At 36.9% G+C, this 26,246-nt stretch carries 29 protein-coding genes; 28 read left to right on the top strand and 1 reads right to left on the bottom strand.

Annotated features, from left to right (window positions below):
• The first annotated feature begins 540 nt into the window (after positions 1-540).
• From UGRO018_RS04985 to UGRO018_RS04970, 4 genes are read left to right on the top strand one after another with little or no spacing between them, the layout of a single operon-like run.
• On the top strand, positions 541-1,038 hold the full coding sequence (locus tag UGRO018_RS04985; RefSeq protein WP_416325355.1) for a LytTR family DNA-binding domain-containing protein: 498 nt from the start codon (positions 541-543) through the stop codon (positions 1,036-1,038).
• On the top strand, positions 1,035-1,499 hold the full coding sequence (locus UGRO018_RS04980; protein WP_416325354.1) for a hypothetical protein: 465 nt from the start codon (positions 1,035-1,037) through the stop codon (positions 1,497-1,499). The genes UGRO018_RS04985 and UGRO018_RS04980 overlap by 4 nt, the downstream gene beginning before the upstream one ends.
• A complete protein-coding gene (locus tag UGRO018_RS04975; RefSeq protein ID WP_416325353.1) occupies positions 1,496-2,353 on the top strand; it encodes an ABC transporter ATP-binding protein in 858 nt (285 codons plus the stop codon). Before UGRO018_RS04980 ends, UGRO018_RS04975 begins: the two co-directional genes overlap by 4 nt.
• Positions 2,340-3,023, top strand: coding sequence for an ABC transporter permease (locus UGRO018_RS04970; protein ID WP_416325352.1), 684 nt, complete (start codon positions 2,340-2,342; stop codon positions 3,021-3,023). Before UGRO018_RS04975 ends, UGRO018_RS04970 begins: the two co-directional genes overlap by 14 nt.
• A 22-nt stretch (positions 3,024-3,045) precedes the next feature.
• On the opposite strand, the gene rnhC is transcribed toward UGRO018_RS04970, so the two are convergent.
• The gene (rnhC, locus tag UGRO018_RS04965) at positions 3,046-3,936 is read right to left on the bottom strand and encodes a ribonuclease HIII (RefSeq protein WP_416325351.1); all 891 of its coding nucleotides are present in this window, start codon (positions 3,934-3,936) and stop codon (positions 3,046-3,048) included.
• A 108-nt stretch (positions 3,937-4,044) separates the two neighbouring features.
• Here rnhC and UGRO018_RS04960 point away from each other — a divergent pair, with 108 nt between their 5' ends.
• The 24 genes from UGRO018_RS04960 (at position 4,045) to UGRO018_RS04845 (ending at position 26,233) form a co-directional block, all read left to right on the top strand.
• A complete protein-coding gene (locus UGRO018_RS04960; protein WP_416325350.1) occupies positions 4,045-4,722 on the top strand; it encodes a CvpA family protein in 678 nt (225 codons plus the stop codon).
• Positions 4,712-7,030, top strand: coding sequence for an endonuclease MutS2 (locus tag UGRO018_RS04955; RefSeq protein WP_416325349.1), 2,319 nt, complete (start codon positions 4,712-4,714; stop codon positions 7,028-7,030). Before UGRO018_RS04960 ends, UGRO018_RS04955 begins: the two co-directional genes overlap by 11 nt.
• A 9-nt stretch (positions 7,031-7,039) precedes the next feature.
• Positions 7,040-8,818: an excinuclease ABC subunit UvrC gene (uvrC, locus tag UGRO018_RS04950; RefSeq protein WP_416325348.1), complete on the top strand. Its 1,779-nt coding sequence runs from the start codon at positions 7,040-7,042 to the stop codon at positions 8,816-8,818.
• Between the two features lie 51 nt (positions 8,819-8,869).
• Positions 8,870-9,061 carry a helix-turn-helix domain-containing protein gene (locus tag UGRO018_RS04945; RefSeq protein ID WP_416325387.1) on the top strand — a complete coding sequence of 64 codons (192 nt, stop codon included), beginning with the start codon at positions 8,870-8,872 and terminating at the stop codon, positions 9,059-9,061.
• A gap of 90 nt (positions 9,062-9,151) precedes the next feature.
• Complete coding sequence (locus tag UGRO018_RS04940; RefSeq protein ID WP_416325347.1) at positions 9,152-9,595, top strand: hypothetical protein; 444 nt, start codon at positions 9,152-9,154, stop codon at positions 9,593-9,595.
• Between the two features lie 9 nt (positions 9,596-9,604).
• Positions 9,605-10,690, top strand: coding sequence for a M15 family metallopeptidase (locus tag UGRO018_RS04935; RefSeq protein ID WP_416325346.1), 1,086 nt, complete (start codon positions 9,605-9,607; stop codon positions 10,688-10,690).
• A gap of 181 nt (positions 10,691-10,871) precedes the next feature.
• Positions 10,872-11,048, top strand: coding sequence for a hypothetical protein (locus UGRO018_RS04930; RefSeq protein WP_416325345.1), 177 nt, complete (start codon positions 10,872-10,874; stop codon positions 11,046-11,048).
• Between the two features lie 152 nt (positions 11,049-11,200).
• Positions 11,201-12,169: a GerMN domain-containing protein gene (locus UGRO018_RS04925; protein ID WP_416325344.1), complete on the top strand. Its 969-nt coding sequence runs from the start codon at positions 11,201-11,203 to the stop codon at positions 12,167-12,169.
• 75 nt (positions 12,170-12,244) lie between these two features.
• Positions 12,245-12,733: a metallophosphoesterase family protein gene (locus UGRO018_RS04920; RefSeq protein WP_416325343.1), complete on the top strand. Its 489-nt coding sequence runs from the start codon at positions 12,245-12,247 to the stop codon at positions 12,731-12,733.
• A 77-nt stretch (positions 12,734-12,810) separates the two neighbouring features.
• Complete coding sequence (locus tag UGRO018_RS04915) at positions 12,811-14,001, top strand: coenzyme F420-0:L-glutamate ligase (RefSeq protein ID WP_416325342.1); 1,191 nt, start codon at positions 12,811-12,813, stop codon at positions 13,999-14,001.
• A 130-nt stretch (positions 14,002-14,131) separates the two neighbouring features.
• Positions 14,132-16,333 (top strand): bifunctional diguanylate cyclase/phosphodiesterase, encoded by a 2,202-nt coding sequence (locus UGRO018_RS04910; RefSeq protein ID WP_416325341.1) that lies wholly within the window; start codon positions 14,132-14,134, stop codon positions 16,331-16,333.
• Between the two features lie 88 nt (positions 16,334-16,421).
• Positions 16,422-17,156 (top strand): sigma-E processing peptidase SpoIIGA, encoded by a 735-nt coding sequence (locus tag UGRO018_RS04905; protein ID WP_416325340.1) that lies wholly within the window; start codon positions 16,422-16,424, stop codon positions 17,154-17,156.
• Positions 17,157-17,160: 4 nt separating this feature from the next.
• Positions 17,161-17,862: an RNA polymerase sporulation sigma factor SigK gene (gene sigK / locus UGRO018_RS04900; RefSeq protein ID WP_416325339.1), complete on the top strand. Its 702-nt coding sequence runs from the start codon at positions 17,161-17,163 to the stop codon at positions 17,860-17,862.
• A 244-nt stretch (positions 17,863-18,106) separates the two neighbouring features.
• On the top strand, positions 18,107-19,708 hold the full coding sequence (locus UGRO018_RS04895; RefSeq protein ID WP_416325338.1) for a maltose/glucose-specific PTS transporter subunit IIC: 1,602 nt from the start codon (positions 18,107-18,109) through the stop codon (positions 19,706-19,708).
• A 9-nt stretch (positions 19,709-19,717) separates the two neighbouring features.
• Positions 19,718-20,137, top strand: a complete 420-nt coding sequence (locus UGRO018_RS04890) for an RDD family protein (protein ID WP_416325337.1) — start codon at positions 19,718-19,720, stop codon at positions 20,135-20,137.
• 12 nt (positions 20,138-20,149) lie between these two features.
• Complete coding sequence (locus UGRO018_RS04885) at positions 20,150-20,623, top strand: PTS sugar transporter subunit IIA (protein WP_416325336.1); 474 nt, start codon at positions 20,150-20,152, stop codon at positions 20,621-20,623.
• Positions 20,624-20,663: 40 nt separating this feature from the next.
• The gene (locus tag UGRO018_RS04880) at positions 20,664-21,509 is read left to right on the top strand and encodes a PRD domain-containing protein (protein ID WP_416325335.1); all 846 of its coding nucleotides are present in this window, start codon (positions 20,664-20,666) and stop codon (positions 21,507-21,509) included.
• 101 nt (positions 21,510-21,610) lie between these two features.
• A complete protein-coding gene (locus UGRO018_RS04875) occupies positions 21,611-22,135 on the top strand; it encodes a YqeG family HAD IIIA-type phosphatase (RefSeq protein WP_416325334.1) in 525 nt (174 codons plus the stop codon).
• On the top strand, positions 22,128-23,207 hold the full coding sequence (gene yqeH / locus UGRO018_RS04870; RefSeq protein WP_463667552.1) for a ribosome biogenesis GTPase YqeH: 1,080 nt from the start codon (positions 22,128-22,130) through the stop codon (positions 23,205-23,207). The genes UGRO018_RS04875 and yqeH overlap by 8 nt, the downstream gene beginning before the upstream one ends.
• The gene (yhbY, locus tag UGRO018_RS04865; RefSeq protein WP_416325332.1) at positions 23,207-23,491 is read left to right on the top strand and encodes a ribosome assembly RNA-binding protein YhbY; all 285 of its coding nucleotides are present in this window, start codon (positions 23,207-23,209) and stop codon (positions 23,489-23,491) included. The genes yqeH and yhbY overlap by 1 nt, the downstream gene beginning before the upstream one ends.
• A 2-nt stretch (positions 23,492-23,493) precedes the next feature.
• Positions 23,494-24,519, top strand: a complete 1,026-nt coding sequence (gene nadD, locus UGRO018_RS04860) for a nicotinate (nicotinamide) nucleotide adenylyltransferase (protein WP_416325331.1) — start codon at positions 23,494-23,496, stop codon at positions 24,517-24,519.
• Complete coding sequence (rsfS, locus tag UGRO018_RS04855; protein WP_416325330.1) at positions 24,520-24,858, top strand: ribosome silencing factor; 339 nt, start codon at positions 24,520-24,522, stop codon at positions 24,856-24,858.
• Entirely contained in the window at positions 24,855-25,562 is a 708-nt protein-coding gene (locus UGRO018_RS04850; RefSeq protein ID WP_416325329.1) for a class I SAM-dependent DNA methyltransferase, read from the top strand. Before rsfS ends, UGRO018_RS04850 begins: the two co-directional genes overlap by 4 nt.
• Complete coding sequence (locus tag UGRO018_RS04845) at positions 25,559-26,233, top strand: 5'-methylthioadenosine/adenosylhomocysteine nucleosidase (RefSeq protein WP_416325328.1); 675 nt, start codon at positions 25,559-25,561, stop codon at positions 26,231-26,233. The genes UGRO018_RS04850 and UGRO018_RS04845 overlap by 4 nt, the downstream gene beginning before the upstream one ends.
• The last annotated feature ends 13 nt before the right edge of the window (positions 26,234-26,246 follow it).

Below are 26,246 nucleotides of genomic sequence, written 5' to 3'. Positions count from 1 at the left end.
GGGCATGTAACGATTCGTCTAAGGATAAGGACCACTCGTTACAGTCCTTTTTTCTGTTTCTTGTATCGTTTCTTATAAAAAAGGTAAAGTTATTTATGTAGATATCTTGTATTCTATGACACGAAAGGGTAGGTGAATAAGATGAGGATGCCTTAAAAGAAAACGTTCTGTAATTTGACTTGTTTAATCTATGATGCTGTTGTTTGGTTTGTTTCATGGATGTTCAAAGAAAACAGAGCTGAATTGGAAGAGCATTTAAAGATCATATCACGATATAACACAAAAAAAGTCGGAGGTTATAAACCGTTCATATGTGTTCCTTCTGATCCTTTCACACTTGCCAATCAAAAAAGAGTCAAATTGAGAATGGGGAACGAAAGTATATGCAAATAAAGAAGGAGCATTCTTGTATTGTCGTAATAGGAATGACATCATATCTAAATATATTAGGGAAGATTTGATAAAAGAATCAATATGATCATGTCTAGCTGATAAAACCGGTAACTTGGTTCAAAATTTATGTAACTTAAGAGAAAGGAAGTGACGCCTTCTTTTTTTCATGATAGACTAAATGATATCAAAGGCGGTGTCACATTGAAAATAAAAATCATAGAAGATGAAACATTACAGGAAACATATGTGGTGATCCATTGTAGAAAAAGGGATGAAGATATCTTGCGGATGATTGCAAAATTACAGCTTCAAGAAAAAAATATCATAGGAACTTACCGTGGAGAGGATCATTTGATTCCACTAGCGGATATATTATATATCGACACGATGGACAAACATGTGTTCTTGTATTCCTCTACTCTTGTTTATGAGACTACACTTCGTTTATATGAAATCGAAGAACAGTTTATGGAATGTGGTTTTTTTCGGGCGAATAAATCTACGATCATCAATTTTCAAAAGATAAGATCCTTGAGGCCTGATTTTGATGGCAGAATAGAGGTAACAATGGAAAATGAAAAAAAATTATATGTATCTAGACAATATGCGCCAATACTAAAGCAAAAGTTAGGGGTGAGAAAATGAATCGGCAAACATTTTTTTCAAGATTATGTATGAATTTCACGATGAGTATGATTGCAATATCGATCTTAGGTTCTTTGATCGGGGACATGGGAAAGAATATATCGGCATTATTTTTATTGGGAACCCAAGGGTTGACATTTGTTAGTATGGGAGAAATCATGTTATTGAGCATGATGATAACATGTTTTGATCAGTTTTTATTTCACTCTACGTATATGCAGAAACATCGGTTTTTGATAAAAGTTGTTTGGATGTTTTTATTATCCGGTATCACGACTGCTCTGTTTATCTTAGGGTTTCAATGGTTTCCATCCGATGTGATAGAAGCGTGGTTTGGATTTGTCATATGTTTTCTTATATGTTTTGTGATGACTGTGGGGATCCTTTATGGAAAAACCAAACACGACGAGAAGAAATATAATGCGCATTTAAAAGATGCGCAAAGAAAGGATGTCTTATGAACGCAATTGAAGTCAAACAGTTAAGCAAATCTTTTCAAGATCATTTGGTATTAGAGAATATCGATCTCATAGTAGAACAGAAAGAAATTTTCGGCTTGTTGGGGCCAAGTGGCGCAGGGAAGACCACCTTGATCAAAGCGCTTTGTTCGCAACTACAATATGTAGGCAGTGCTCACGTTTTCGGTATGGAGGCAAGAGATCATCAAGGCGATATTTTAAAGCTTATCGGTATGTCTTTGGATCAAGATGGCTTTTATCATAGACTAAGTGTTTGGGATAATTTGTGTTTCTTTGCGAAGCTACATGAGGTTTCGAAGGAGCGTGTTATGGAGGTGTTGAAGCGAGTGCTTTTATATGAGCATAGAAAAACTACGGTAGAAAAATTATCGAATGGCATGAAACAACGTTTGTCTTTTGCGGCAGCTATCTTACATCAACCTAAGCTTTTGTTTTTAGACGAGCCGACCAATGGTCTAGATCCTAACACAATGAATGAAATACATGATTTGATCAAAGAGCTTCATGCATCGGGTACGACCATCTTTTTAACCACTCATAATATGGAAGAAGCTACCAAATTATGTGATCATGTTGCTTTGCTTCATGAAGGAAATATCATTGCATATGGAACCATTCCTTCTTTATGTGCTACTCATCAACTATATGACCATATTCGTGTTCATACGTTGCGTCATGGTGTTATCGAATTAAAAAATGAACCGGCAAGTGCGCAATTTCTTGGGGAGTTGATGAAAACAAAGGATATCATATCTATCCATTCCATGGAACCGGATCTGCGACAGGTTTTTATGGAAATGACAAAAAGAAAGGAAAATGAACATGAAGGTAAGTAGGATGATGGCTTTGGTAATCATGGAAAGTAAAGATATCTTGAAAAATTTACAAGTTTTATGTTTGTTTCTTGTTTATCCATGTATTGCATTCATATTATCTATCAGCATGAAGGAAGAGGCGTCTTTCTTTATCACAGTGTTTGCGACCATGCATGTGGTGTTTACTCCCATCACTGTTATGGTGAATTTGCTTAGTGAACAAAAGCAGCATCAGATCGTACGAAACCTAGCTTATGCCAATGTTTCCTCATCCACTTATTTACTTGCTCATGGTTTTTTGATTGGAACTCTGTGCTTCGTAAGTGGACTTGTATTTCTTTTTTTACCTGGTTTTGAATTGGCAATCCCTTCTTTTTTACTATCTTGCTTATTGGGCATTTTGATCAGTATTTTATTAGGGGCACTTATTGCTTTATCATCAACTTCTTCATCCGGAGCAAATGGAATCGCAATGCCGATTGCGATGCTGTTATCTTTTGTGCCGATGCTTGCGAATTTCAATGAAACACTTCGAACCATATCCGAAATTCTTTATTCAGCTCAAATTTCTAATATGATGAAGGACTTATCTTCAATCTCACTCTGGGATATGATGGTATTGATTCTTACAACTTTGATTTTGGTATGGTTGTTTATTCGAGCATATCATAAAAGTATGAAAAGCGAATGAAAAAACACTGGGTATCTAGATATTAAGATCCCAGTGCTTTTTTTGTATTCGCAAAATGAAGCTTCGCAACTTGGTAAAGCTCATCCCTACCAAAACGTTGCACAAATGCTTTAATGTTTTGATCGACTTTTGCGCCTGCGCCTTTTAAAAATTTAAAATCATAACGTGATTCCATAGCATCGAATGCTAATAAAAAGGCATAGCGTGCTATGATAGAACCACTTGCGACTGCTAGATATTTATTCTCTGCTTTTGTTTCAAAATGAATGTCCCGTATGACTGCGGGTTCTTCTTTTAAATAACGATAGTAGCTTTTTCCTTGTACGAATTGATCAATGATCACAAAGTCAGGCCATACATCTACTTTCTTTTTTAAATGAACAAAGGCTTGGTTATGTAACTTACATTTGATAGCGACCATATTGTCGGTTTCATGAATATGGTTATATTTTGCGTTGTTCATGATCAAAAGGCTGTGAGGAAGGCGCTCGATCAGTTGGGGAGCGAGTTCTCTGATTTTTTGATCATCTACCGCCTTGGAGTCTTGAATGCCTAGGTTTTGAAGCCATGCGACATCATCTTTACCAACATAGGTTGCACAAACGACAACGGGTCCGAAATAATCTCCGGTACCTACCTCATCACTTCCACATTGAGGATATAGTTCTTTACGAAAAGAACCACTTTGTTTTGTTTTTTTCTTTGTTTCGATGATTTCAAAACTTCCACAGTGATATTCTGCACCATCTCCTTGAAAAACAACCTTACCGGATTCATAGGCAGTGATGACGCAATCACTTAATTTGATTTGATACAAAGCATAGGGAGGTGTTTTACGTACCTGTGCCATAGGATAGCGTTCTTTTAGCTGTTCCATCTCTTTTTTTGATAATTCGACTGTTTTCGTGCTCATGAAAAAACCTCCTATGCATGCTATTTTACCATAATTTCCAAGCAGGTGCATATATTTAAATGAGAAAATGTGGTAGAATAAGAAAGCAAAAAAGCGGGTGTATAAATGATGGAAAACAATATGATGTTGATCGATATAGGAATCTTACTCTTTTTGGTGTTTTTGATATGGAGTGGATATCGACATGGCTTTTTATTGAAGCTAGTCAGTGTATTAGGCTTTGTGGTAGTTGGATTGTTATCTTGGTGGTTATCTGAGCCATTGGCAAAGATATTGGCGCTTTATCCCAAAGATTCTATTCCGCTGCAAGGAACGTTTGTGGAAGCCTTTCTTTATGACCAATTAAATCGATTGGTTATCTTTGTTGTATTATTCGTCATATTGAATATCGTTGTTCTTTGTTTAAAACCTATTTTGAAGTTTTTATCCGATATTCCCGTGGTATCCTTATTGAATAAGATTGCGGGTGCATGTTTGGGTGGAATCCAAGCGGTTTTCTTACTCTTTTTGGCATCCCTTGTCTTATCTTTGCCAATGGTGCCAAATGGAGCGAATATCATAGAACATACGTTGTTGCGATATTGTGAACCAAGCATGGATCTCTTGATGTTTTATGCCAAAGAGCCACTACAGCAGATATCCGTGCTATTCGATATGATGGATCGTCAAAAAGCATTGAGCAAACAAGAAGTGGAGGATATCCGAAACTGGCTTGTTTCACAGAATATAGAGGAGGAACAGGTGAACGCTATCTTGGCGTCCCTGATAGTGAATGATGAAAGATAAACAGATTGCCTTAGAATTAGATGTCGTAAAGGAACAGATTGCACATCATTGTGCCTTTACGTTAGGTAAAAAGAAAATCAGAGAAACCTATCCAACCTTTGATAAACTTTGGGTAGATCGAGAATTAAAGCGGTCAAAGGAAGCCTTTGACCTTGTGGTGCGTTATGGAACCATGCCTTTTGGTGGTGTTAGGGATATCGCACAAAGTGTGGAGGATGCCATGAAAGGGATTACCCTACGTCCTCAAGAATTAAGACAGATTGCAGAGAGCATCAGAGCAAGTGAAGCAATGCGCAGATACATGAAAAATAGTGAAATAGAAACACCGTATGTGAAGGAATTGGTAGATTCCTTGAGTGATCATCAATCCTGTGCTACTGAGATTGAGCGCTGTATTAATGTAAATTATGAAATCTTTGATCAAGCGAGTGCTACACTGAAACAGCTACGTAAAAGTATGCAAGCTTGCCTTCAAGAAATCACAAGTGAGGTCCAACGATTTATTGCCAAGAACAATGCGAAATTGATGGATACCATTACGACCATAAGAAATGATCGTACTTGTGTGTTAGTAAAAATCAGTGAGAAAAACAGTGTAGATGGTATGTTACATGGAGAGAGTGCAAGTGGTCAGACTGCATATATCGAGCCTCGCTCTCTTGTGAATCTCAATAACCGTTTACAAAGCTTAAAAAGTAGAGAAAAGGAAGAAATAGAACGTATCCTTGCTTTACTCAGCAATCAAGTTGCGGCAATCGGCTATGAACAATTAGGCAATTTAGATACATATGCATTATTAGATAGTATCTTTGCGAAAGGAAGTTGGGCAAAGCAGGTTGATGGCTGTATCGCTGTAGTAGATGATAGCGATCAGCGTTTATATTTTCATCAAGCCCGTCATCCTTTGATCGATGCAGATAAGGTCGTATCCAATACGTATGAAATCAAACCGCCTTATCATTCTTTATTGATTACAGGTAGTAATACGGGAGGAAAGACCGTTACATTAAAAACGATCGGTTTATTTGCGGCAATGACGATGTGTGGTTTTCCGATTGCTGCACAAGCTGGTGTCATTCCTTTCTTTGATGGTATCTATGTGGATATCGGTGATGATCAATCCATACGGGAATCTTTGTCAACATTTTCTTCGCATATTTCTAAGATGGCATATATTACCGCACATGCCGGGCCTCGCTCTCTTGTATTGTTGGATGAGCTTGGTAGTGGTACCGATCCAAAAGAGGGAGAGCCACTTGCGGTGGCAATTTTAGATGCACTCAGAAATGCACATGCAATGGTCATTGCGACCACGCATTATTCGGCTTTGAAAAGCTATGGTGCTGATCATGAGGATGTGTTATTATCCAGTGTAGAATTCGATATGGAACAATTACGTCCTACGTATCATTATATTGAAGGAATCAGCGGACAATCCAATGCTTTTGAAATCGCAAGGCGTTATGGCTTAAGTGAAAAGATCCTTGAAAAGGCGAAGGAACGTAAGGAAGCAGCTAAGAGCAAACGTGAAGAAACCATGGAAAAGCTAGAAGCTTCTTTGATGGAACAGCATGAGATGAAAAAACAGCTGACGGAAAAGCTGGAAGATGTTAGAAAGCTACAAAAACAACTTTATGAGGAAAAGGCAAAATTAGCGCAAGAAAAAGAAGCGATACTTTCTTCTATCAAAGAAAAGGCGGAAGCTTCTATGGAAGAAAAATTAGAAGAAGCGGATGACATCATTGCATTGTTAAAGGAAATGAAAGCGGAAGCAAAACCTCATGAAATCACGGAATTAAAACATGACTTACATGCCTTGCATGAGGAAGAGGAAGAAGTAGAGGAAAAGAAAGAGGAAACCTTTGCTTTAGGGGATTATGTGAAGCTGGATAAGTTGAATTATTATGGCGATATCGTATCCATCAATAAAGAAAAAGTTTGTGTCTTGACCAATGGTATGAAGATGAATACGACGATACACGATATTTCTCATGCGCAAAAGCAGGTAGAAAAAAAGAAAAAAGGAAAGGGATATACGAAATCGCAACTCAAATCCTTCTCTATGGAAGTCAATGTAATTGGTATGCGTGTAGCAGAGGCATTGCCAATCATTGATAAATACTTAGATAATGCTTTATTGGCGAAGGTGTATCGTGTGCGAATTATTCATGGTATGGGAACAGGGGCCTTGCGTAAAGGCGTCCATGATTATTTGAAGCATCAACCACGAGTGGAAAGCTTCGTCATGGGAGGTCAAGGAGAAGGTGGACTAGGTGCCACTGTTGTGACCTTGAAACAAAAGAAGTAGGTGATTTATATGGCCAATATGGCAAAAATACAGGATAAGTTGGCAATCTTACCTGCGCTTCCCGGTTGTTACTTAATGAAAAATAAAGATGGAGATATCATTTATGTAGGGAAGGCGAAAAAATTAAAGAATCGAGTACGGCAATATTTTGTGGGTGCTCATGATTTTAAAACAACACGCTTGGTATCTAACATAGATGATTTTGAATATATCGTAACCGGAAGTGAAAAAGAAGCTTTGTTACTGGAAATCAATCTGATCAAAAAACATACGCCGCCTTACAACATCATGTTTATGGATGATAAGACGTATCCTTATTTAAAATTGACCAAAGAAAAGGCTCCGGTGTTAAAAGTCGTAAGAAATACCAAGGATAAGAAAGCAGAGTATTTTGGTCCATTCCCGGATTCTGGTGCGGCATGGGAAACAGTGAAATTGTTGAATCGACTATATCCGCTTCGTAAATGCAAACGTCTACCGAAGAAAGAATGTTTGTATTATCATATGGGACAATGTCTTGCGCCATGTGTACAGGATATCGATTCAAGCGTGTATACCGATATGGCAGCGGGAATTCGTAAATTTCTGAAAGGTGATGTCAAGGAGATACTTGATACCTTACAAAAGGAAATGGAAGAAGCCAGTGAACAGTTGGCGTTTGAAAAAGCGAAAGAAAAATTGGATCTGATATCAGCCATTCATCATGTCACCGCCAAACAGCAAATCGACTTTAAGGATCGTAAGGATCGAGATGTCTTTGGCTATTATGTCGATAAAGGATATATTTCGATCCAAGGCTTTTTTGTACGTGGAGGGAAATTGTTGGAGCGTACCTTATCCATTGAACCATTATATGAAAGCGAAGAAGATGCTTTTGTATCCTTTGTGGCGCAATATTATCATGCCAATCCATTGCCACAAGAAATTTTGATACCAAAGGAATATGATGTCAGTCAGTTAGAAGAAATTCTAGATACCAAAATCGTACAACCGATACGAGGAGATAAGTTGAAATTGGTGGATATGGTATTGGCAAATGCCAAAAATGCTCATGAACAAAAATTTGAATTGGTAGAACGAAAGGAAAGTCGTAAGGAAGAAGCCATGCAACAGCTTTCCAATATCCTACAAAAAGAAATCCATCGTATTGAAATCTTTGATAACTCCCATATATCAGGTGCATTCAATGTATCGGGCATGGTGGTCTTTGTGGATGGAGAGGCTAGTAAAAAGGATTATCGTTTATATAAACTAGGTGATTATGTATCTGACCTTGATTCTATGAAAGAAGTTGTTTATCGAAGATATTTCAGACTATTAAAAGAACAGGCAAGATTTCCAGATCTTTTGATCGTCGATGGTGGATACTTACAGATCGAAGCCGCTAAGGAAATATTAGATTCTCTGGATATTCCCTTGACCCTTTGTGGATTGGTAAAGGATGATAACCATAGAACAAGCAATCTGATGGATCGTAATGGAAACATCATACCCGTTCCTCGAGATTCTTCTTTGTTTTTCCTTTTGACGCAGATGCAAGATGAAGTGCATCGCTTTGCGATCAGTTATCATCGAAAAATGAGAGGAAAAGCTATGACCAAATCGGTATTAGATGAGGTAGAGGGCATCGGCGAAGTAAGGAAAAAAGAAATATGGAAGCATTTTAAATCTTTGAAACGCTTAAAAGAAGCAAGTGTTGAGGAAATTGCCCAGATCATACCCCGTAAGAGCGCAACTTCCTTATACAATGTTTTGCATAATACAGACCAAAATCAAGAAGATGCATAACATAAAGATAGGTAGGATATTGTATAGGGGGTAAATACTACGCAAAAAATACTGACGAAACGAGAAAAAGAAGTTTTTGAACTTTTGATCGATAACTACAGTACCAGAGAAATTGCTGAAAAAATGCATATTTCTGATAAAACCGTTCGAAATCATATATCTAATGTGATGCTAAAGCTAGGCGTCAAGGGTCGAGCACAGGCGGTCGTAGAATTGATCAAACTGGATGAATTAAAATTATGATAAGAGATCTCCTGAAAAAATTTAAATTTTCAGGGGATTTTTTAGGATTTTTGACCTCCTTTTACGTAGTAATATATAGGAGGTATTTTTATGAACAAGAAATTAAAGGTTACTTATGTATTAAAAACGAATCAAGCACAGTATCAATATTTGAAAAAGGAGGTAGAAAAAACAGTTGTTATGTATGAAAGCATCGTAAAGGAAAAACAACGTTGCCAAAGTCATTATGAGGAACAACAAAAGGTCAAAGGCTATGCGAAAAGATTTTTGCCCGGCATGTCTAAAAAAGAAATCTATCATATGGCAACTTGTATTCAAAATAACTGTAAACAATTTCAATGTGAACAGATCCTTGATCAAAGGTTTGTTTGGAGAGGAGTCAGCTTGTTTCAAATGATGTGTTTTCCTTATGCTTGGATGAAACAACCGATCTTAGATCAATGGAAGATCAAAAACAGTCGTTTGTTTGAAAAAAACGGTAGATTTTATCTACATATCGTATTTCTGGAAGAGGAATTTCAAAGAAGACATTGAGAGTAAGGGATGGAAACCCGACAGGTTTATGGTATAATGGCTATTGAGGTGTATGTGATGAAACTAAAACGAGGACTGTTTCTGTTAGCGTTATTGATATTGTTTGGTGGCTGTTTTTATATCATGAATCAGCATTATGATGAGCTTGCCAGATATCCATTTGAGCTAAATGAGAAAGAGCGAGCAATTGTATTGGATAAATTTGATACAGAACAAATCAATTATCTTGTCACACAGAAAATCGAACCACAGCAATTTCTACCCTTTATCAAAGAAGAAGAGTTTCAATTAGAAAATACATTATGGTATACCAGAGCGATGGATTCAAGAAAAGAAGAGCCAACGTATATCGTGAATTTCATAAATAAGTATCGTGATCGTATGGATTATGCAAGTCTACAAGATTTATTGAAGAACTATTCCTATAATGTATTGACACGTTTTTATGATGAAGGTTATGAATATGCAAGTGAAGGTGAAGTATCCTTGATAGCCGATCCAACATATCGTTATACGCTTTTAGATGAAACCCATACGGTGTATACGTATGAACCATCTGATTTAGTGGCGATTACTTCCTTGCCACATGATTCCATAGTGGATAATGCCAATGATATCATGATCAAAAAAGAAGTGGTAAAACCATTAGAAAGCTTAATGAAAGCAGCAAAGGATATCAATCAAAAAGATTATGGAGATATGACAATTACAACAGGCTATTTATCTTATGAAGATCAAGTATCTTTGATGAGCAGTATGCAGAAAAAATATCCCGGAAAAGATTTTTTATTACATTGGGATTATCCGGGTCAAAGTGAGTATCAGTTAGGGTATACGATCACATTGGCACCGAATACTTCATCTGAAGAAGATAAAGATAAAAAAGAAGAGGCAGATAAGGAACAAGCAACTTGGATCAAGGAAAATGCGTATAAATATGGATTTGTGGTACGATATCCTAAACAAAAGGAATCCATTACGCATAAATTGTATCAACCATTTACGCTTCGCTATGTCGGTAAAGAAATGGCAAAACATATGTATGATCAAGAGAAGGCGATGGAAGAAGTAAATTTTGAAGTATTTGAGAAATAACAAGTGAGTTGTCATTCATTGGTGTAAACGAATGTATGATAACTTTTTTTTCGTATCGTTTGACTCTGGATGTTAATGGGATTACTTTGTTAAAAAAAGTTGATTTCACGATTCTATGCATTATAATAGAAGTGTAGGAAGATATCTATAGTTATACTCAAGAAATGTTAGGAGGATGAATATGAAAATAGACACTTTCTGGTTATGCTTAACCGGTTTGATAATTGCATTTTGCTTTGTTTGGATGGAATTGTTTGTTATCCATGATTGTTTTATGAGCTCTACCACAATGTTTGTACCTCTCATTTTGCTAGTATATATTGTTGTCTTATCTGTAAAATACCTAAAAGGTAAATGAAGGGAGATTGCTAAGAATGTATAAGCAATCTCTTTTTTTTGTGTGCTAGATATGGGATATCACTAAGTGGTGAAAGAGTCCTGGAATTTAAAAAGAAGACTTCTATTCTAAAAGTGCATAAGATTGCATAAACTTCAATAGAGGTGAAACATATGCAGCGTTTTAAAAAGCAGATTGCATGTATGTTTGGCATGATTGCGATGATTGCCTATTTGTCGGTACGATATTTTCCGCAAGAAGAGAAATCGACATCGGTAATCAAGACAGAGGATCAAACAGAACATATCCAGGTTTATCTTATGGATAAGGATCAAACATTGGTACCGATCAGCATACCTGTGAATGAAGAAATGAATGAAGAAGATAAAATCGTCATGATGTTTGGTTACATGAGTGGGAAGCAACAAATCAAAGGGTTTCAACCTTTGTTTCAATCAGAAGTAGTGCCTTCACAGATACAAATACAAGAGGGAATTGCCAATCTTGATTTTACAGATAGTTTAGAAAACTATGATGAGAAGAACGAATTACGGGTGTTAGAAGCCATTACTTGGGGCGTTACGCAATTTCATGATATAGAGCAGGTTAGTTTATCGATGAATCAAGAAGCACTTCAGGCAATGCCGAAAGCCAATACACCCATTCCGGAAGTATTGAATCGTAGTATTGGCATCAATCATTTTGAAACGGCTGCAAGTACGTTGCATAACAGTGATGAGTTGACGGTGTTCTATACAAAGAAAATACTGGGGAATACGTATATGGTACCTAAAAGCAAACGATATCCGGCTACCAGATCATCTATGACTTCACAAGTGAATGAAATCGTTGAGGATGTTTCGGTATCTAGTACGTTAACACAGCCAATGGTAAAAGATCGTGTGCAACTAGAAGATGTCAGCTTTGAACAGGGGTTGATGAAGGTTTCATTGAATAAAAATATTTTAGGCGCTGATCAAAGTGTGAAACAAGATGTCTATGATTCTTTGACACTCTCTTTGTTGTCCTTGGATGAGGTAAAACAGGTCCAAGTATTGGTAGATGGTGTTGTGGTTTCTCTTGGTGGGGATGAAACACCTGTTTCCATGAATGATGTCGTTTATAATGTTGTGAAGTTTTGATTATTTTCAAAAAAACAATAGAAATATTTATTCTTTTCTTAAAGTTTGGTATACTTACTACAGTAGGTGATCAAAATGAAAGTTATCTTAGTCAGTGACAGTCATGGTAAAGATGATGCTTTAGAAATGATATTAAAACAGTATCCCGATGCAGATGCATATGTGCATTGTGGAGATATCGAAACATATCCGGAATGCTTTCCGCAATTTGTGACCGTAAGAGGCAACAATGATGTCTTTTATGAATATCCCGAGGAACAAGTGCTGCATATCGGCGGACATGGTATTTATGTAACTCATTCTCATCATTTTATGTATTCTAAACGTTTGGAACAAATGGCACTGAAGGCGAAAAGCTTAGATTGTGATGTTGTATTTTATGGACATACGCACATTGCCGCAGATGATACGATAGACGGTGTGAGAATCATCAATCCCGGATCTATATGGAGAAGTAGGGATGGAAGAGGTCCTTCTTATGCAGTAATCGATATGGATGAAGACCATATTCAAGTAGAATTTATCTTTTTACCACAGAAGAAAAGTCGATGGGGATTCTTTTAGACTTTTCTTTTTTTCTGAATTAAGCTATAATTATTCTGCGTGTGAGCGTTTAAATGAAGGAAAGGTGTTTGAGAAACATGGAAAGAAAAGTGGGAACAATTTCTCGCGGCGTTCGATGTCCTATTATCCGTCAAGGTGATAATCTGGCAGAAATCGTTGTGAACAGTGTGCTAGAGGCAGCTGAATCAGAAGGCTTTGAGATGCGTGATCGTGATGTAGTCGCTATAACAGAATCTATCGTTGCTCGTTCTCAAGGTAATTATGCTAGTATCGATGCAATTGCACAGGATGTCAAAGAAAAACTTGGTGGAGAGAGCATCGGTGTGATATTTCCGATCCTAAGCAGAAACCGTTTTGCGATCTGTTTAAGAGGAATTGCCAGAGGAGCGAAAAAAATCGTTTTGATGCTGAGCTATCCAAGTGATGAAGTAGGAAATCATTTGATCAGTGTAGATGATTTAGATCGTGCTGGTGTTAATCCTTACAGTGATGTATTGTCTTTAGAACAATATCGTGCATTATTCGGAGAAAACAAGCATGCTTTTACAGGTGTAGATTATGTAGAATATTACCAGAATTTGATCAAAGAGGAACATTGTGATGTGGAAATCATCTTTGCCAATAACGCAAAAACCATTTTGAACTATACCAAAAATGTATTGACTTGTGATATTCATACTCGTGCCAGAACAAAACGCATCTTAAAAGAACATGGAGCACAAAGAGTATGTGGATTAGATGATATATTAAATGCTTCCATTGATGGAAACGGATATAATGAAAATTTCGGACTATTAGGTTCTAATAAGTCTACGGAAGATAGTATTAAGCTATTTCCAAGAGATTGTCGTCCATTGGTAAATGAGATACAGAAGAAGCTGTTAGAACGTTGTGGTAAACATATTGAAGTCATGGTTTATGGAGATGGTGCTTTCAAAGATCCTGTAGGAAAGATTTGGGAACTTGCGGACCCATGTGTTTCTCCTGCTTATACATCAGGGTTAGAAGGAACGCCTAATGAATTGAAACTGAAATACTTAGCAGATAATGATTTTAAAGAATTAAGCGGTGAACAATTACAACAAGCTATTGAAGAGAAAATTAAAGAAAAGGATGACAATCTAGTTGGAGATATGGCTTCTCAAGGAACCACTCCTAGAAGATTGACCGATTTGATCGGCTCCTTATGTGATTTGACAAGTGGATCAGGTGATAAAGGTACGCCAATCGTTTTGGTTCAAGGTTATTTTGATAATTTTACTAATTAAGGAAAAAGGGACATGGTCCCTTTTTTAGTAATTTATTGTTTTTTTTAGTAAAATTAAAAGGAAATGATAAAGTCGATTGTGAAGAAACTGGAAAATAGTGTATAATAAAGAAGGTTAGGAGCTGTAAGACATGAAAAAGAAAAAAGAACTCTATCCTTATTTCTTCGTGGCAGTGATGACTGTCTTCCTTTTTGGTGTTATGGCTTATTTTTATATGGATTATTTGGATCATCAAATTAGTGAAGAATTGATGGTAAACATCAATGAAATCAGTGAGAAAAATAAAACAATGATGCAAAATCGCATTGAAGATAATTTGATCCTTGCGGATTCTTTGGCACAACAACTACAAAATGAAACGTTAGATAAACCAAAACAAATGGTTGATCAATTAAAAGGACTAGTGGAGATCAATCATTTTAAGCGCATTGGGATCGCAACATTAGAGGGTGATTGTTATACTACGGATGGTGCTCATGTTAATATATCGTCTCGTTCCTATTTTCAAAAGGCTATCAAAGGGGAAAGCAATGTTTCTGAGGTGATGGATGATCTAATAACAACAGGCACTCAGATCAACGCTTATGCGGCACCTATTTATCAGAATGGAAATATACAAGGGGTATTGTTCTTTGTGAAGAGCTTAAAAGAATTTCAGGATAATTTATTGGTGGATAGCTTCAATGAACAAGGTTTTTCCATCCTTGCCAATCAACAAGGAAAAATCATTCTACAAAATGATGAGCATACCATCTTACAAGGGGTAGATGACCTAGCTGAGTTGGAATATGCAGGAAATCCTAATTTCTTTAATCAAGAGGAAAGCAGTGGTATCATTGAATTTCGACATGGAGAAGTAGAATGCTATTTATCTTTTGAAGCATTGGGATATAATGAATGGTATGTCGTGACGATCGTACCGACATCCGTGGTATCCACAAGGATTTCATCATTTTCTCAAGTAGCATTTTTAACATGGTTTATCATCATTATCATGGCAGTCACATTCTTTATCGTATTTTATTATTTTCATCAGCGAAATCAACATAAAATGGAGAAGGTCTTATTCACGGATGCATTGACCGGGCATGATAATTTTAATAAATTCAAGTTGGAAGTCAGTCAACTTTTAGAAACGACTGCATCTCGAAGAGATAAATTTTGTCTGATTGAATTTGATATCTGTGATTTCAAAATGTTTAACAAGATCTATGGCTATGCCAATGGTGATGATTTATTGATTACCATTATGTATGGTGTGAAATTGTATTTAAAAGATGGAGAACAGGCTGCTAGAATCAGCGAGGATCGTTTCGCAATCTTTTTAGAGGATCATGAAAAAGATGCGATCACCTCACGAATTAGTAAGATTTACGCAGAAATTCAAAATGATTTTACAAGACATCATCCAGGTTGTAAATTCTCTATGCAATTTGGTGTATATCGATTAGAAGAATTTGATTATGATCTGATGAAATGTTTGGATAAAGCGATTTATGCGAAAAATGATATCAAAAAGGATCGTAAACAGTTTATTTCTTTTTATAGCGATGATATGTATGAACAACTGTTAAAAGAAAAGCAGATTGAAGAACGTATGCAAAGTGCTTTGGATAATGGAGAATTCATCGTATATCTACAACCTAAGGTAGAAATTGAAACCAAAAAAGTCGTTGCGGCAGAAGCTCTTGTTCGTTGGAAAGATCCATATAAAGGGTTGATCTCACCGGGACAATTTATTCCCATCTTTGAGAAGAATGGTTTTTTAGAGGTCTTGGACATGTATGTTTTGGATACGGTATTAAGCTATATGGCTTCTTGGAAGAAAAAATACGCACCGATTTCTGTTTCTGTTAATCTATCACGTACTTATATTTTCCAAGAAGGCTTTGCGAAACGTATTTATGATATGGCAATGCTTCATGAGGTAGATACCGCTTATGTAGAATTGGAAATCACCGAAAGTACCATGTTGGATGATCCGGATAAACTGATTGCTTTGGTCAAGGAGCTAAAATCCTATGGCTTTCTTGTATCAATGGATGATTTCGGTAGCGGTTATTCTTCTTTGAATATGTTGAAGGAAATTCCTATTGATATCATCAAATTGGATCAAGTATTCCTGCAAAGTGATGAACAGACAAAGGAAAGAAGTAAATTGATCATTGAGGGTATCATGGATCTGATCAATTTATTGGGGATGGATAGTGTGGCAGAGGGAGTAGAAACCAAAGAACAATTGGAATTATTATATCAGGTGCATTGTCATGTTGCGCAAGGATTTTACTTTTATCGCCCAATGCCGGCGTCTGAATTTGAAAAGCTATTATAAGGGAGACCGTAAAAAGTTTCCTTTTTTCATTCTTCGACAACTTGTTCCTATGGTACAAGGCTATAATATCGAAGAAAGGAAGGATCACATGGAGAGTTATGTGGAAATCAGCTTTCTATGGAATGCCATTACTATTTACCTCAGTATGAGATTGGCAGCCTATTGGTGCGCAAAACCGATCAGTTTGCGTAAGGTACAAGGTTATAGCATAGCTATTTCGATCTGTGGCTGTCTTTTTTTTCCATATGCAGAACTACTTGTTCTTTTGATTGAAGTTCTTTTTTTTCTCAAGAGCTTTCGCTATGTGAAAAAAGTATATCTTTTAGGACTTGCCTTTCGTTGGTTTTGTTATTTCAGCATGTTTGCGTGGTATCGAGGAAGTTTTCATAACGGCATTTATTTTGTGCCGATAGATGCACAAATATGGGAGGTATGGTTATGTTACGCATTGCTTTGGATCATGTTGAGATATAAATGGAAAAATCTATTGGCAAGAGGAGAGTATGTTTATTGCACACGATTGAAAGTAAATGATCAGGAAATGGTATGCAAAGGTTATTTAGATAGTGGGAATCTGTTGTGTCATAAGGGGATACCTGTGGTATTCCTTGATGCGAAATATTCGTCATATTTTGACGCAGCAGGCATAGAATTGGTAGTGATGAATACCATACAGAGCAATGGAACGATCCGATGTTATCCCTGTCAGCTAAGCATTGATGGATGTCCGGCACACAAGGTCTATGTGAGCTGTGAGAGAAAGCTGAAACTTCCCTTTGACTGTGAGGTACTCTTGAATATGAACGCTATGACGTTGGGGTGATGAAATGAAAAAACTATGGAAGCTTTGGAAATTGTTGTTTGGGAAAGATACACAAATGGATGTGTTCTATATTCAAGGAAATGACGTCCTTCCCAAACCATTGAGTAAGGAAGAGGAAACAGCAGCATTGATTGCATTAGAGGATGGTGATGAAGAAGCCAGAAACACATTGATCGAACATAATTTACGATTGGTCGTTTATATCGCAAAACGTTACGAAACCAATCCGATCTTTATGGAAGATTTGATCAGTATCGGCTCTATCGGGTTGATCAAAGCAGTAAACACCTTTAAAAGGGATAAAAACATCAAATTGGTCACTTATGCTTCTCGTTGTATTGAAAATGAAATTTTGATGTTTTTAAGGAAAAAAAGTAGAAGAAAGGTAGAAGTCAGTTTTGATGAACCTTTGAATGTGGATTATGATGGCAATGAGCTATTGTTAAGCGATATTTTAGGAACTGATGACGATCTTGTGACCAAAGAATTTGAAAAAAATGAAAATAAAAGAGAATTGTTGGCGGCAATGGGAACCTTAAAAGAACGTGAAAGAATGATCTTACAAATGCGTTATGGGATCGAACATGAAGAATTAACTCAGAAGGATATTGCACAACGCCTTGGAATTTCACAATCCTATATCTCACGATTGGAGAAAAGAATTTTAAAAAAATTAAAGGTTCAAATGAAACATCATCAAGGATGAATATCGCTTACATCTCATAAAAAAAATAAAAAAAGCTATTGACAGCAACCGCTTACAGTGCTAGAATGTGATTGTAAAAATTGAACGGAACGTGTGTTACTGGTAAAGCAGGCATTAACGATGGAAAGAGTTACAGATAAGATATATCTGTATGATCCAAGGTTAGTGCCTTTTTTGTTGTTGAATAGCGCGCGTTCAACGAAGGCACCCGTCAGTTTTACCGATAGAAAAGGAGAAAAAACAAATGAAAGACAAAATTTTTGGAGTTCTACAGCGAGTAGGACGTAGCTTCATGTTACCAATCGCCATTCTTCCGGTTGCTGGATTATTCTTAGGAATTGGTGGTTCCTTCACAAATGCCACGATGGTAGAGGCATATCATTTACAAGCGATTCTTGGTGAGGGTACCTTCTTATATGCGATTTTAAAGGTTATGAGTAGCGCAGGTGATATTGTATTTGCCAATCTACCGATCATCTTTGCGATGGGGGTTGCCATTGGTATGGCTAAGAAAGAAAAAGAAGTAGCGGCTCTTGCCGGTGCCATAGGGTTCTTCATCATGCATACTGCCATTGGCGCTATGCTGGATATTACTGGTGCAGCAGCAACCCTTCCAAATGGATCAGTTACTTCTGTCGTTGGTATCACATCACTTCAAATGGGTGTGTTTGGTGGTATCATCGTAGGTCTTGGTGTTGCGGCATTACACAATAAATTTTATAAGATCAAGTTACCACAAGTATTGAGCTTCTTCGGAGGAACAAGATTTGTACCAATCATAACTGCTATTGTATATCTATTCGTAGGTATCGCAATGTTCTACATCTGGCCATTTATTCAAGAAGGAATTTATGCCATCGGTGATGTCGTAAGAGGATCCGGATACTTCGGTACCTTCATTTATGGAGTGATGGAACGTGCATTGATCCCATTTGGTTTACATCATGTATTCTATCTACCTTTCTGGCAAACAGGTGTCGGTGGTACCATGATGGTAGCTGGAAAAACTATCGAAGGTGCACAAAATATCTTCTTTGCACAATTAGCTGATCCAAATACAGTAAGATTTAGCGTAGAAGCAACCCGCTTTATGTCAGGAAAATTCCCATTGATGATCTTTGGACTTCCAGGAGCTGCTCTTGCAATGTATCGTTGTGCGAAACCTGAAAAACGCAAAATCGTAGGTGGATTATTGATTTCCGCAGCATTGACAAGTATGTTAACCGGTATCACAGAACCAATTGAATTTACCTTCCTGTTTGTTGCACCTCTGCTTTATATCATCCATTGTGTGTTCGCAGGACTTGCTTACATGTTGATGCATATATTGAATGTCGGTGTAGGTATGACCTTCTCCGGTGGCTTGATCGATATGTTCTTGTTTGGTATTCTACAGGGCAATGCAAAAACAAATTGGATCATGATCGTATTGGTCGGTATTGGTTACTTTATCGTATATTACTTCTTATTTAGCTTTTTGATCAAAAAATTGAATTTGAAAACACCAGGTAGAGAAGAAGATAGTGAAGAAACGAAACTATATACAAGAGCTGATGTAAATGCGAAAAAAGAAACCAATGAAGCAATTGAAAACAAACCTACACAAGATAGTGTTTCCGCAATGATCGCAGAAGGTCTAGGCGGAAAAGAAAACATTAGTGATGTAGATTGTTGTGCAACACGTCTTCGTACCACGGTCGTAGATGCATCTCTGGTAAAAGAAGATGTCTTAAAAGCAAGTGGTGCTGCAGGAGTGATCAAAAAAGGAAATGGTATTCAGGTTATTTATGGGCCTAGAGTTACTGTCATTAAATCAGATTTAGAAGATTATCTATCTAAACAATAGGAGGATATTATGAAGCTATATATGAAACGCATGTGCGCTTATCTCATTGATCTTGTCATCGCCGTTGTCTTATGCAATCTCTTTCTGTTTTCCTACAAGGTATTCTTGATGGATCCAGAAATGGCATCAAAAGCAAATTATATGCTATTGTGTGCATTACTTACCATCTTCTTTCTATTCATTTATCTACCAACGAAACAGGATGGACAAACGATTGGTAAGGCGTTGTTTCATCTACGTGTGGTCAATATCAACGGGAAGAAGCGTACATGGTTTCAAAGCTTCTTAAGGGAATGTGTTATGAAGTTTTCCTTCATCATGTTCTTGGTTCCTTTGGATATCCTTTATACTTTGATAGAAAGTGTAAAGGCAAGACGTTTGGTGTTATGCGTGGGACATGATATGCTGTTGAATACAGATGTAAGATAGGAGATTAAGAATATGGGATTGTTTCGTAAAAAGAATAAAGTCATAGAGCTTCAAGGTATCTGCTTGGGAGAAGTCAAGGATATCACGGAAGCCAAAGATGAAGTGTTTTCTCAAAAAATGATGGGTGATGGTGTTATGGTAATACCAAAACATGGTGATATTTATGCGCCATGTGATGCAGAGGTTACCATGGTATTTCCTACCAAGCATGCTCTTGGTTTAAAATTAGAAAACGGTGTGGAAGTGCTCATGCATTTTGGTATAGACACGGTTAATTTAAATGGAGAAGGATTTGAGGTGCTGGTTAAGCAAGGAAGCAATGTCAAAACAGGGGAGCTATTATGGCACGCAGATTTGGATTTTATCAAGTCGCATGCGCCAAGTGAGGCAATGATGGTCATTGTGACAACACTTCCTGATGGATTAACAATAAAAAAACACTTGGGATCGAAAAAAACCGGTGAAATGTTTTTGGAATTTTGTTAATTCATGATACAATAAAAAGGTAATCTGAAAGGGGTGTCTTATGTATCAGATACAAAGAGTCTTAAATAATAATAGTGTTCTGGTGACGGACAGCCATCAGGAACAGATCATCTTTGTCGGAAAGGGAATCGGCTTTCATCGCAAGCCTATGGAAACCTTTATCTATGAAGATTGGATGGACGTATTTCGCTTTTCTAAAAGCAATGACAAAGGCGATGCTATGGAAATCATCGACAGTGTTGATCCTGTGTTCATTGAAATTTCCGCAAAGATCCTTCATATCGCTTCCAAGCGTTTTGAAAAGGTCGATACGAATATTTTGTTGCCACTTGCAGACCACATCGCGTTTTCCTTAGAACGAATGAAACAAAATTTGGTGATTTCCAATCCCTTCGCCAATGAAATCAACTTACTATTCCATGATGAGTATGAGGTTGCCTTAGAAGGTAAAAAAATCATTAAGGAAGCATGTGGCGTAGAAATCAGTGAAGATGAAATCGGATATATTACGTTACATGTTCATTCTGCATTGAGCAGTGAAAAGGTAAGTGAATCGATGCAAGCGGCAATTATCATAAAGGAAAGCATTGAACAGGTAGAAAAAGATTTTCATATCAACATTGATATGAATTCTATGTCTTATATTCGATTGATGAATCATATGAAATTTCTGTTGTGGCGATTGCAGACTGGTGAAAAGCTTCAAGTCGATGTAAATGAGTTTATTTCTGAAAAATTCCCGTATGCTTATGATACCGCAAAACAAATTGGTAAAGATTTATCTAAAGCATTAAAAAAAGAAGTCAGTGATGTAGAGATTGGCTATTTAGCACTGCATATCGAAAGAATACGAACAAGTGAGTTAGAAAAACAAAGTAAAAGCTGAGAGATCAGCTTTTTTGATGGTTATGACAATGAATACTTTTTCTATTCAATTTAGAAAAAATATGATAAACTAATGATGATGTTTTTAAAGGAGTTATGCATATGCTAGGATTATTTACCCCCGATTATTATATACATAGATTTAATGCATTAAGACCACAGTATTTGCTTGAACATGGCATCAAATTATTGATTTGTGATATTGATAATACGTTGGTGGCTCATGATGAAGCGCTACCTAATGAGGAAGTGCGTATGTTTTTAACTTCCATAGCGCAAGCGGGTATTCAAATTGTTTTTATTTCCAATAATGTAGAGGAACGTGTGAATACCTTTGCGAAAGAATTGGGGTATCCCTATTATTCGTTTGCGATGAAACCATTACCATTGACCTATTGGAAGATGATGAAACACTATAAGATAAAGAAAAGTCAGATTGCTGTGCTTGGAGATCAGCTGATGACCGATGTTTTAGGGGCAAATGTTGTTGGATTACATACGATTCTTACGGCTCCGGTCGTAACCAGGGATCTTGCTTGTACAAAAATGAATCGTAAATTGGAAGCGATTGTATTTGCCAGACTGGAAAAGAAACAACGTCTAACGAAAGGAGTTTATGATGAATAAGAAATGTAAAGGCTGTGGGGCAATCCTACAGACAATGGATAAAAACGCCATTGGTTATACACCGAAAGAAGAGGCAGATTATTGTCAAAGATGTTTTCGTATCACACATTATGATGATGTTATGATCAGCATGAAACAGGGTGTAGATGGTGATGCTGTATTAAGAAAAATAGCAGAGATGGATGCTTTAATCTTATGGGTGGTTGATCTATTTGACTTTGAAGCAAACCTCATTCATGGATTGAATCGCCATTTAATGGGGAAAGATATCGTGATGGTTGCGACCAAACGAGATCTATTACCGATCAGCGTAGGAAATGAGAAGTTATGTAATTTCATTATGTCTCGATTGAAACAAGAAGGTATTGTTGTTTCGGGAATCGTGATTTGCGGTGATTTGGCACAACATGCGAAAAGAGACGATAATGCTTCTATTGAAGAAGTACAATATGCAATTGATCATTATCGTAAAAACAGAGATGTGATAGTTATGGGAACTGCAAATGCAGGGAAGAGCACATTGTTGAATGCATTGTGTGACCATCAAACATTGACCGTATCTCGTCATCCGGGAACGACACTTGATTTTAATGAACTCGAAATGGATGGATATACCATTTATGATACACCGGGTATTACACGTATGGATAGTATCTTGACGCATGTAGATGATCGATTGTTAAAAACCATCATACCATTGAAACCTTTAAAGGCAAGAAATTATCAGTTATATGAGAATCAAACACTATCCGTAGGAGGTTTGGTTCGCTTGGATATCATAGGTTGTACATCGGTAAGTTGTGTTTGTTATTTCTCTGATCGTTTAAAGATTCATAGAAGCAAACAGGAAAAGGCAAACCAATTGTGGAGCGAGCATATCAATGAATTGCTCTCACCGGCAATGTGTGATAATTATACAGAAATGAAAACCTTTGGTTTGGATCATATCCAAGAGAAAACGGATATCGTGATTCATGGATTAGGTTGGTTTTGTATTAGTGGAAATGTAGAACATGTGAAGGTATATGTACCAAAAGAAAGCAGTGTGACTTTCAGAAAGGCGATGATTTAATGTTAACAGGAAAACAAAAAAGTGAATTAAGAGGATTGGCACAAACAAGAAAAGCATTGTTTCAAATCGGGAAGGATGCCATTAGCGAAAATATGATCAAGACTGTAAATGATTCTTTAGAGGCACATGAGTTGGTAAAGATCAATTTATTAAAGACATGTGCATTATCCGCTAATGAAGCTGCGATAGAATTAAGTGCCCAAACTCATAGCGATGTTGTACAGGTGATAGGAAGAACCTTTATCCTATATCGTAAAAGTAAAAAGAATAAATTGGGGATGTGAACATGAGAATTGCGGTGTTAGGAGGAAGCTTTGATCCTATCCATCAAGGGCATTTACAAATTGCCAAAACAGCATTGAAAAAACTATCCATTGATGAAGTATGGTTCATGCCTACAAAGGATGCGCCATTAAAACATCGACAGAGTGCCTCTTTTGAAGATCGCTGTCATATGATCGCATTGGCAATTGCTCCTTTTCGTCATATGAAGCTTTGTACTTTAGAGGGCGAACGAGCTACTGTTTCTTATACCATAGATACTGTCAGAGAATTAAAAAAACGCTTTCCGAGAGATACCTTTTGTTGGTTGATCGGCGATGATCAAGCGAAGCAGTTTTCACAATGGAAGGAACATGAAAGATTAAAAAAAGAAGTTCGTTTTTATGTTTTTTCAAGAATAGAAGATATCATATTAGACACAGATTTTCAGCGAGTTGAGATGCCTTTCATTCAAGTGAGCTCGTCTCAAATACGACAAGGTAAACAACTTTATCAATTACCACAAACGGTTAGAATTTATATGGGTGCTCATGGTCTATACTTTGAAGAAATCGTCGCTTCGCAAATGAGCGAAAAGCGTTATCAACACTCTTTATCCGTAGCCAAGTTATGTGAAGAACTGGCAAGAGCACATGGTTTAGATGAGAAAAAAGCCTATACAGCGGGATTGGTCCATGATGTTTGTAAACAGATGCCAATAGAGAAACAACGCATTTGGATGAAACATCATTTACCGGCTTTCTTAAAGGAAGCAGCACCGATTTGGCATGGCTATCTTGGGGCATACTATGCAAAACATACCTTGTATATCAAAGATCAAGATATCCTAAATAGTATTTATCATCATGTCAAAGGAAGAAATCAAAACGATTATGAACGTATTTTGTTTATCGCAGATAAATTGGATCCTTCCAGAGGATATGATTCGTCAAAAGAGATTTTATTAAGTAAACAAAATTTGATCAAAGGATATGAAGTGGTAAAACAACAACAAATGGAATATTTAAAAGAAGAAGGGAGTATATCGTAAATGAATACCTTATTAGATGTGATAAAAAAAGCAATTGATGAAAAAAAAGGAGAACGTCCTGTCATCTATGAATTTAGTTCTTTGAATCCATTCATTGATCATGTGATCATTACGAGCGCTAATAATCTACGACAGGTTTATGCGATTGCGGATAATGTTGCGGATCGTGTGAAGGAGCATGGCTTTTCTGTGAGAAGCATAGAAGGAGATAAGGATAGTAGATGGATGCTGGTTGACTTGCATACTGTCATCGTTCATGTTTTCTTGGATGAAGAACGTCAACATTTTCAATTAGAAAAATTATATGCGGATCTTCCTTGTAAGGATTTTTCCTTATGATGTATCAAGCATTAGCGAAATATTATGATGCCTTAGTGAAAGATGATGAAGCAACAAGCTCATGGGTTTCTTTGATCCATACCTACCTTCCAAAAGGAAAGGTGATGGAGCTTGCTTGTGGGAGTGGTGAAATCACCATCGCACTTGCGAAACAAGGATATGAAGTATCGGCAAGTGATATCAGTGAAGATATGATTAAGGAAGCGAAGAAAAAAGCAGGTAGTGAGCTGATTCGTTGGTCTGTGATGGATATGAGCGATATTCAAGATCAGGATATCTATGATGGTATCTTATGCCTTTGTGACAGTTTTAATTATTTGTTGAATGATGCACAAGTTGATCAGATGTTAAAAGGCGTGTATACGCATTTATCGAAGCAAGGAGTGTTTATCATGGATATGCATTCAATGGATCGATTAGACGAGTTTGAAGAAGAATATAACGAAGCAGGAAAAATCATGGGTCATGAATATCAATGGACCATTTATGCTGTTGAGGATCGTGTTTATCAAAATTTTGCATTTTATGATGAAGCAGGAAGAGTAACTTTGGAACAGCATATCCAACGTGTATATGATCCTATGGATATAAAAAAGCGATTAGAACGACTTGGTTTTCAAGTAGATATTTTTACTGATTTTACACAAGCAGGAGTATGTGAAGGTGAAAAACAATTTTTCATTTGTAGAAAGGGGAACATATGATAGGAATCATTGCGGCAATGGATTTGGAAGTGGAAGCCATCATACAACAAGCTGAAGTCATCAAAAAAGAAATCCACGGAATTACGTTTTATGAAGGAACTTTAGCAAAACAAAACGTCATTATTATGAAAAGTGGAGTAGGCAAAGGAAATGCAGCAATGTCTACTACGATTTTGAATGAACATTATGCTTTGGAGGCCATCATCAATATCGGGACAGCCGGTGGATTAAAACCGGAGGAACAAATCTTAGATGCTGTTTTAAGCGAACGAGTGGTCCAACATGATTTCGATACGAGTGCGGTTGATGGTGATGAAGGTATCGGTATGTATTTTGATGCTGATGTAGCATTGTTGCAAGTATGTAAAGAAGTGTTAGAAGGACTCAAAGTTAAGGTACATCAAGGGTTGGTAGCAAGTGGGGATCAATTTATAGCCGGCGAAGAAAAGCTAAAACAGCTTATGCAGAAATTTCCCGAAGCAATGTGTGCGGAAATGGAAGCCGGTGCGATTGCGCAGGTATGTACGCATTATCATATTCCATTTGTGATATTAAGATCACTATCCGATGTTGCATGTCATAAAGACTCACATATGGATTTTATAGAATATGCAAAACATGCGAGTGAGAGAAGCGCACAATTTTGTTTTGAATTCATGCGAAAATGGTAATTCGCATTTTTTC

Source organism: Hoskinsella mucinilytica (assembly GCF_045223415.1).
Classification (GTDB): Bacteria; Bacillota_I; Bacilli_A; order Erysipelotrichales; family Erysipelotrichaceae; genus Hoskinsella; species Hoskinsella mucinilytica.
This window is presented reverse-complemented; position numbering and strand designations above follow the sequence as displayed.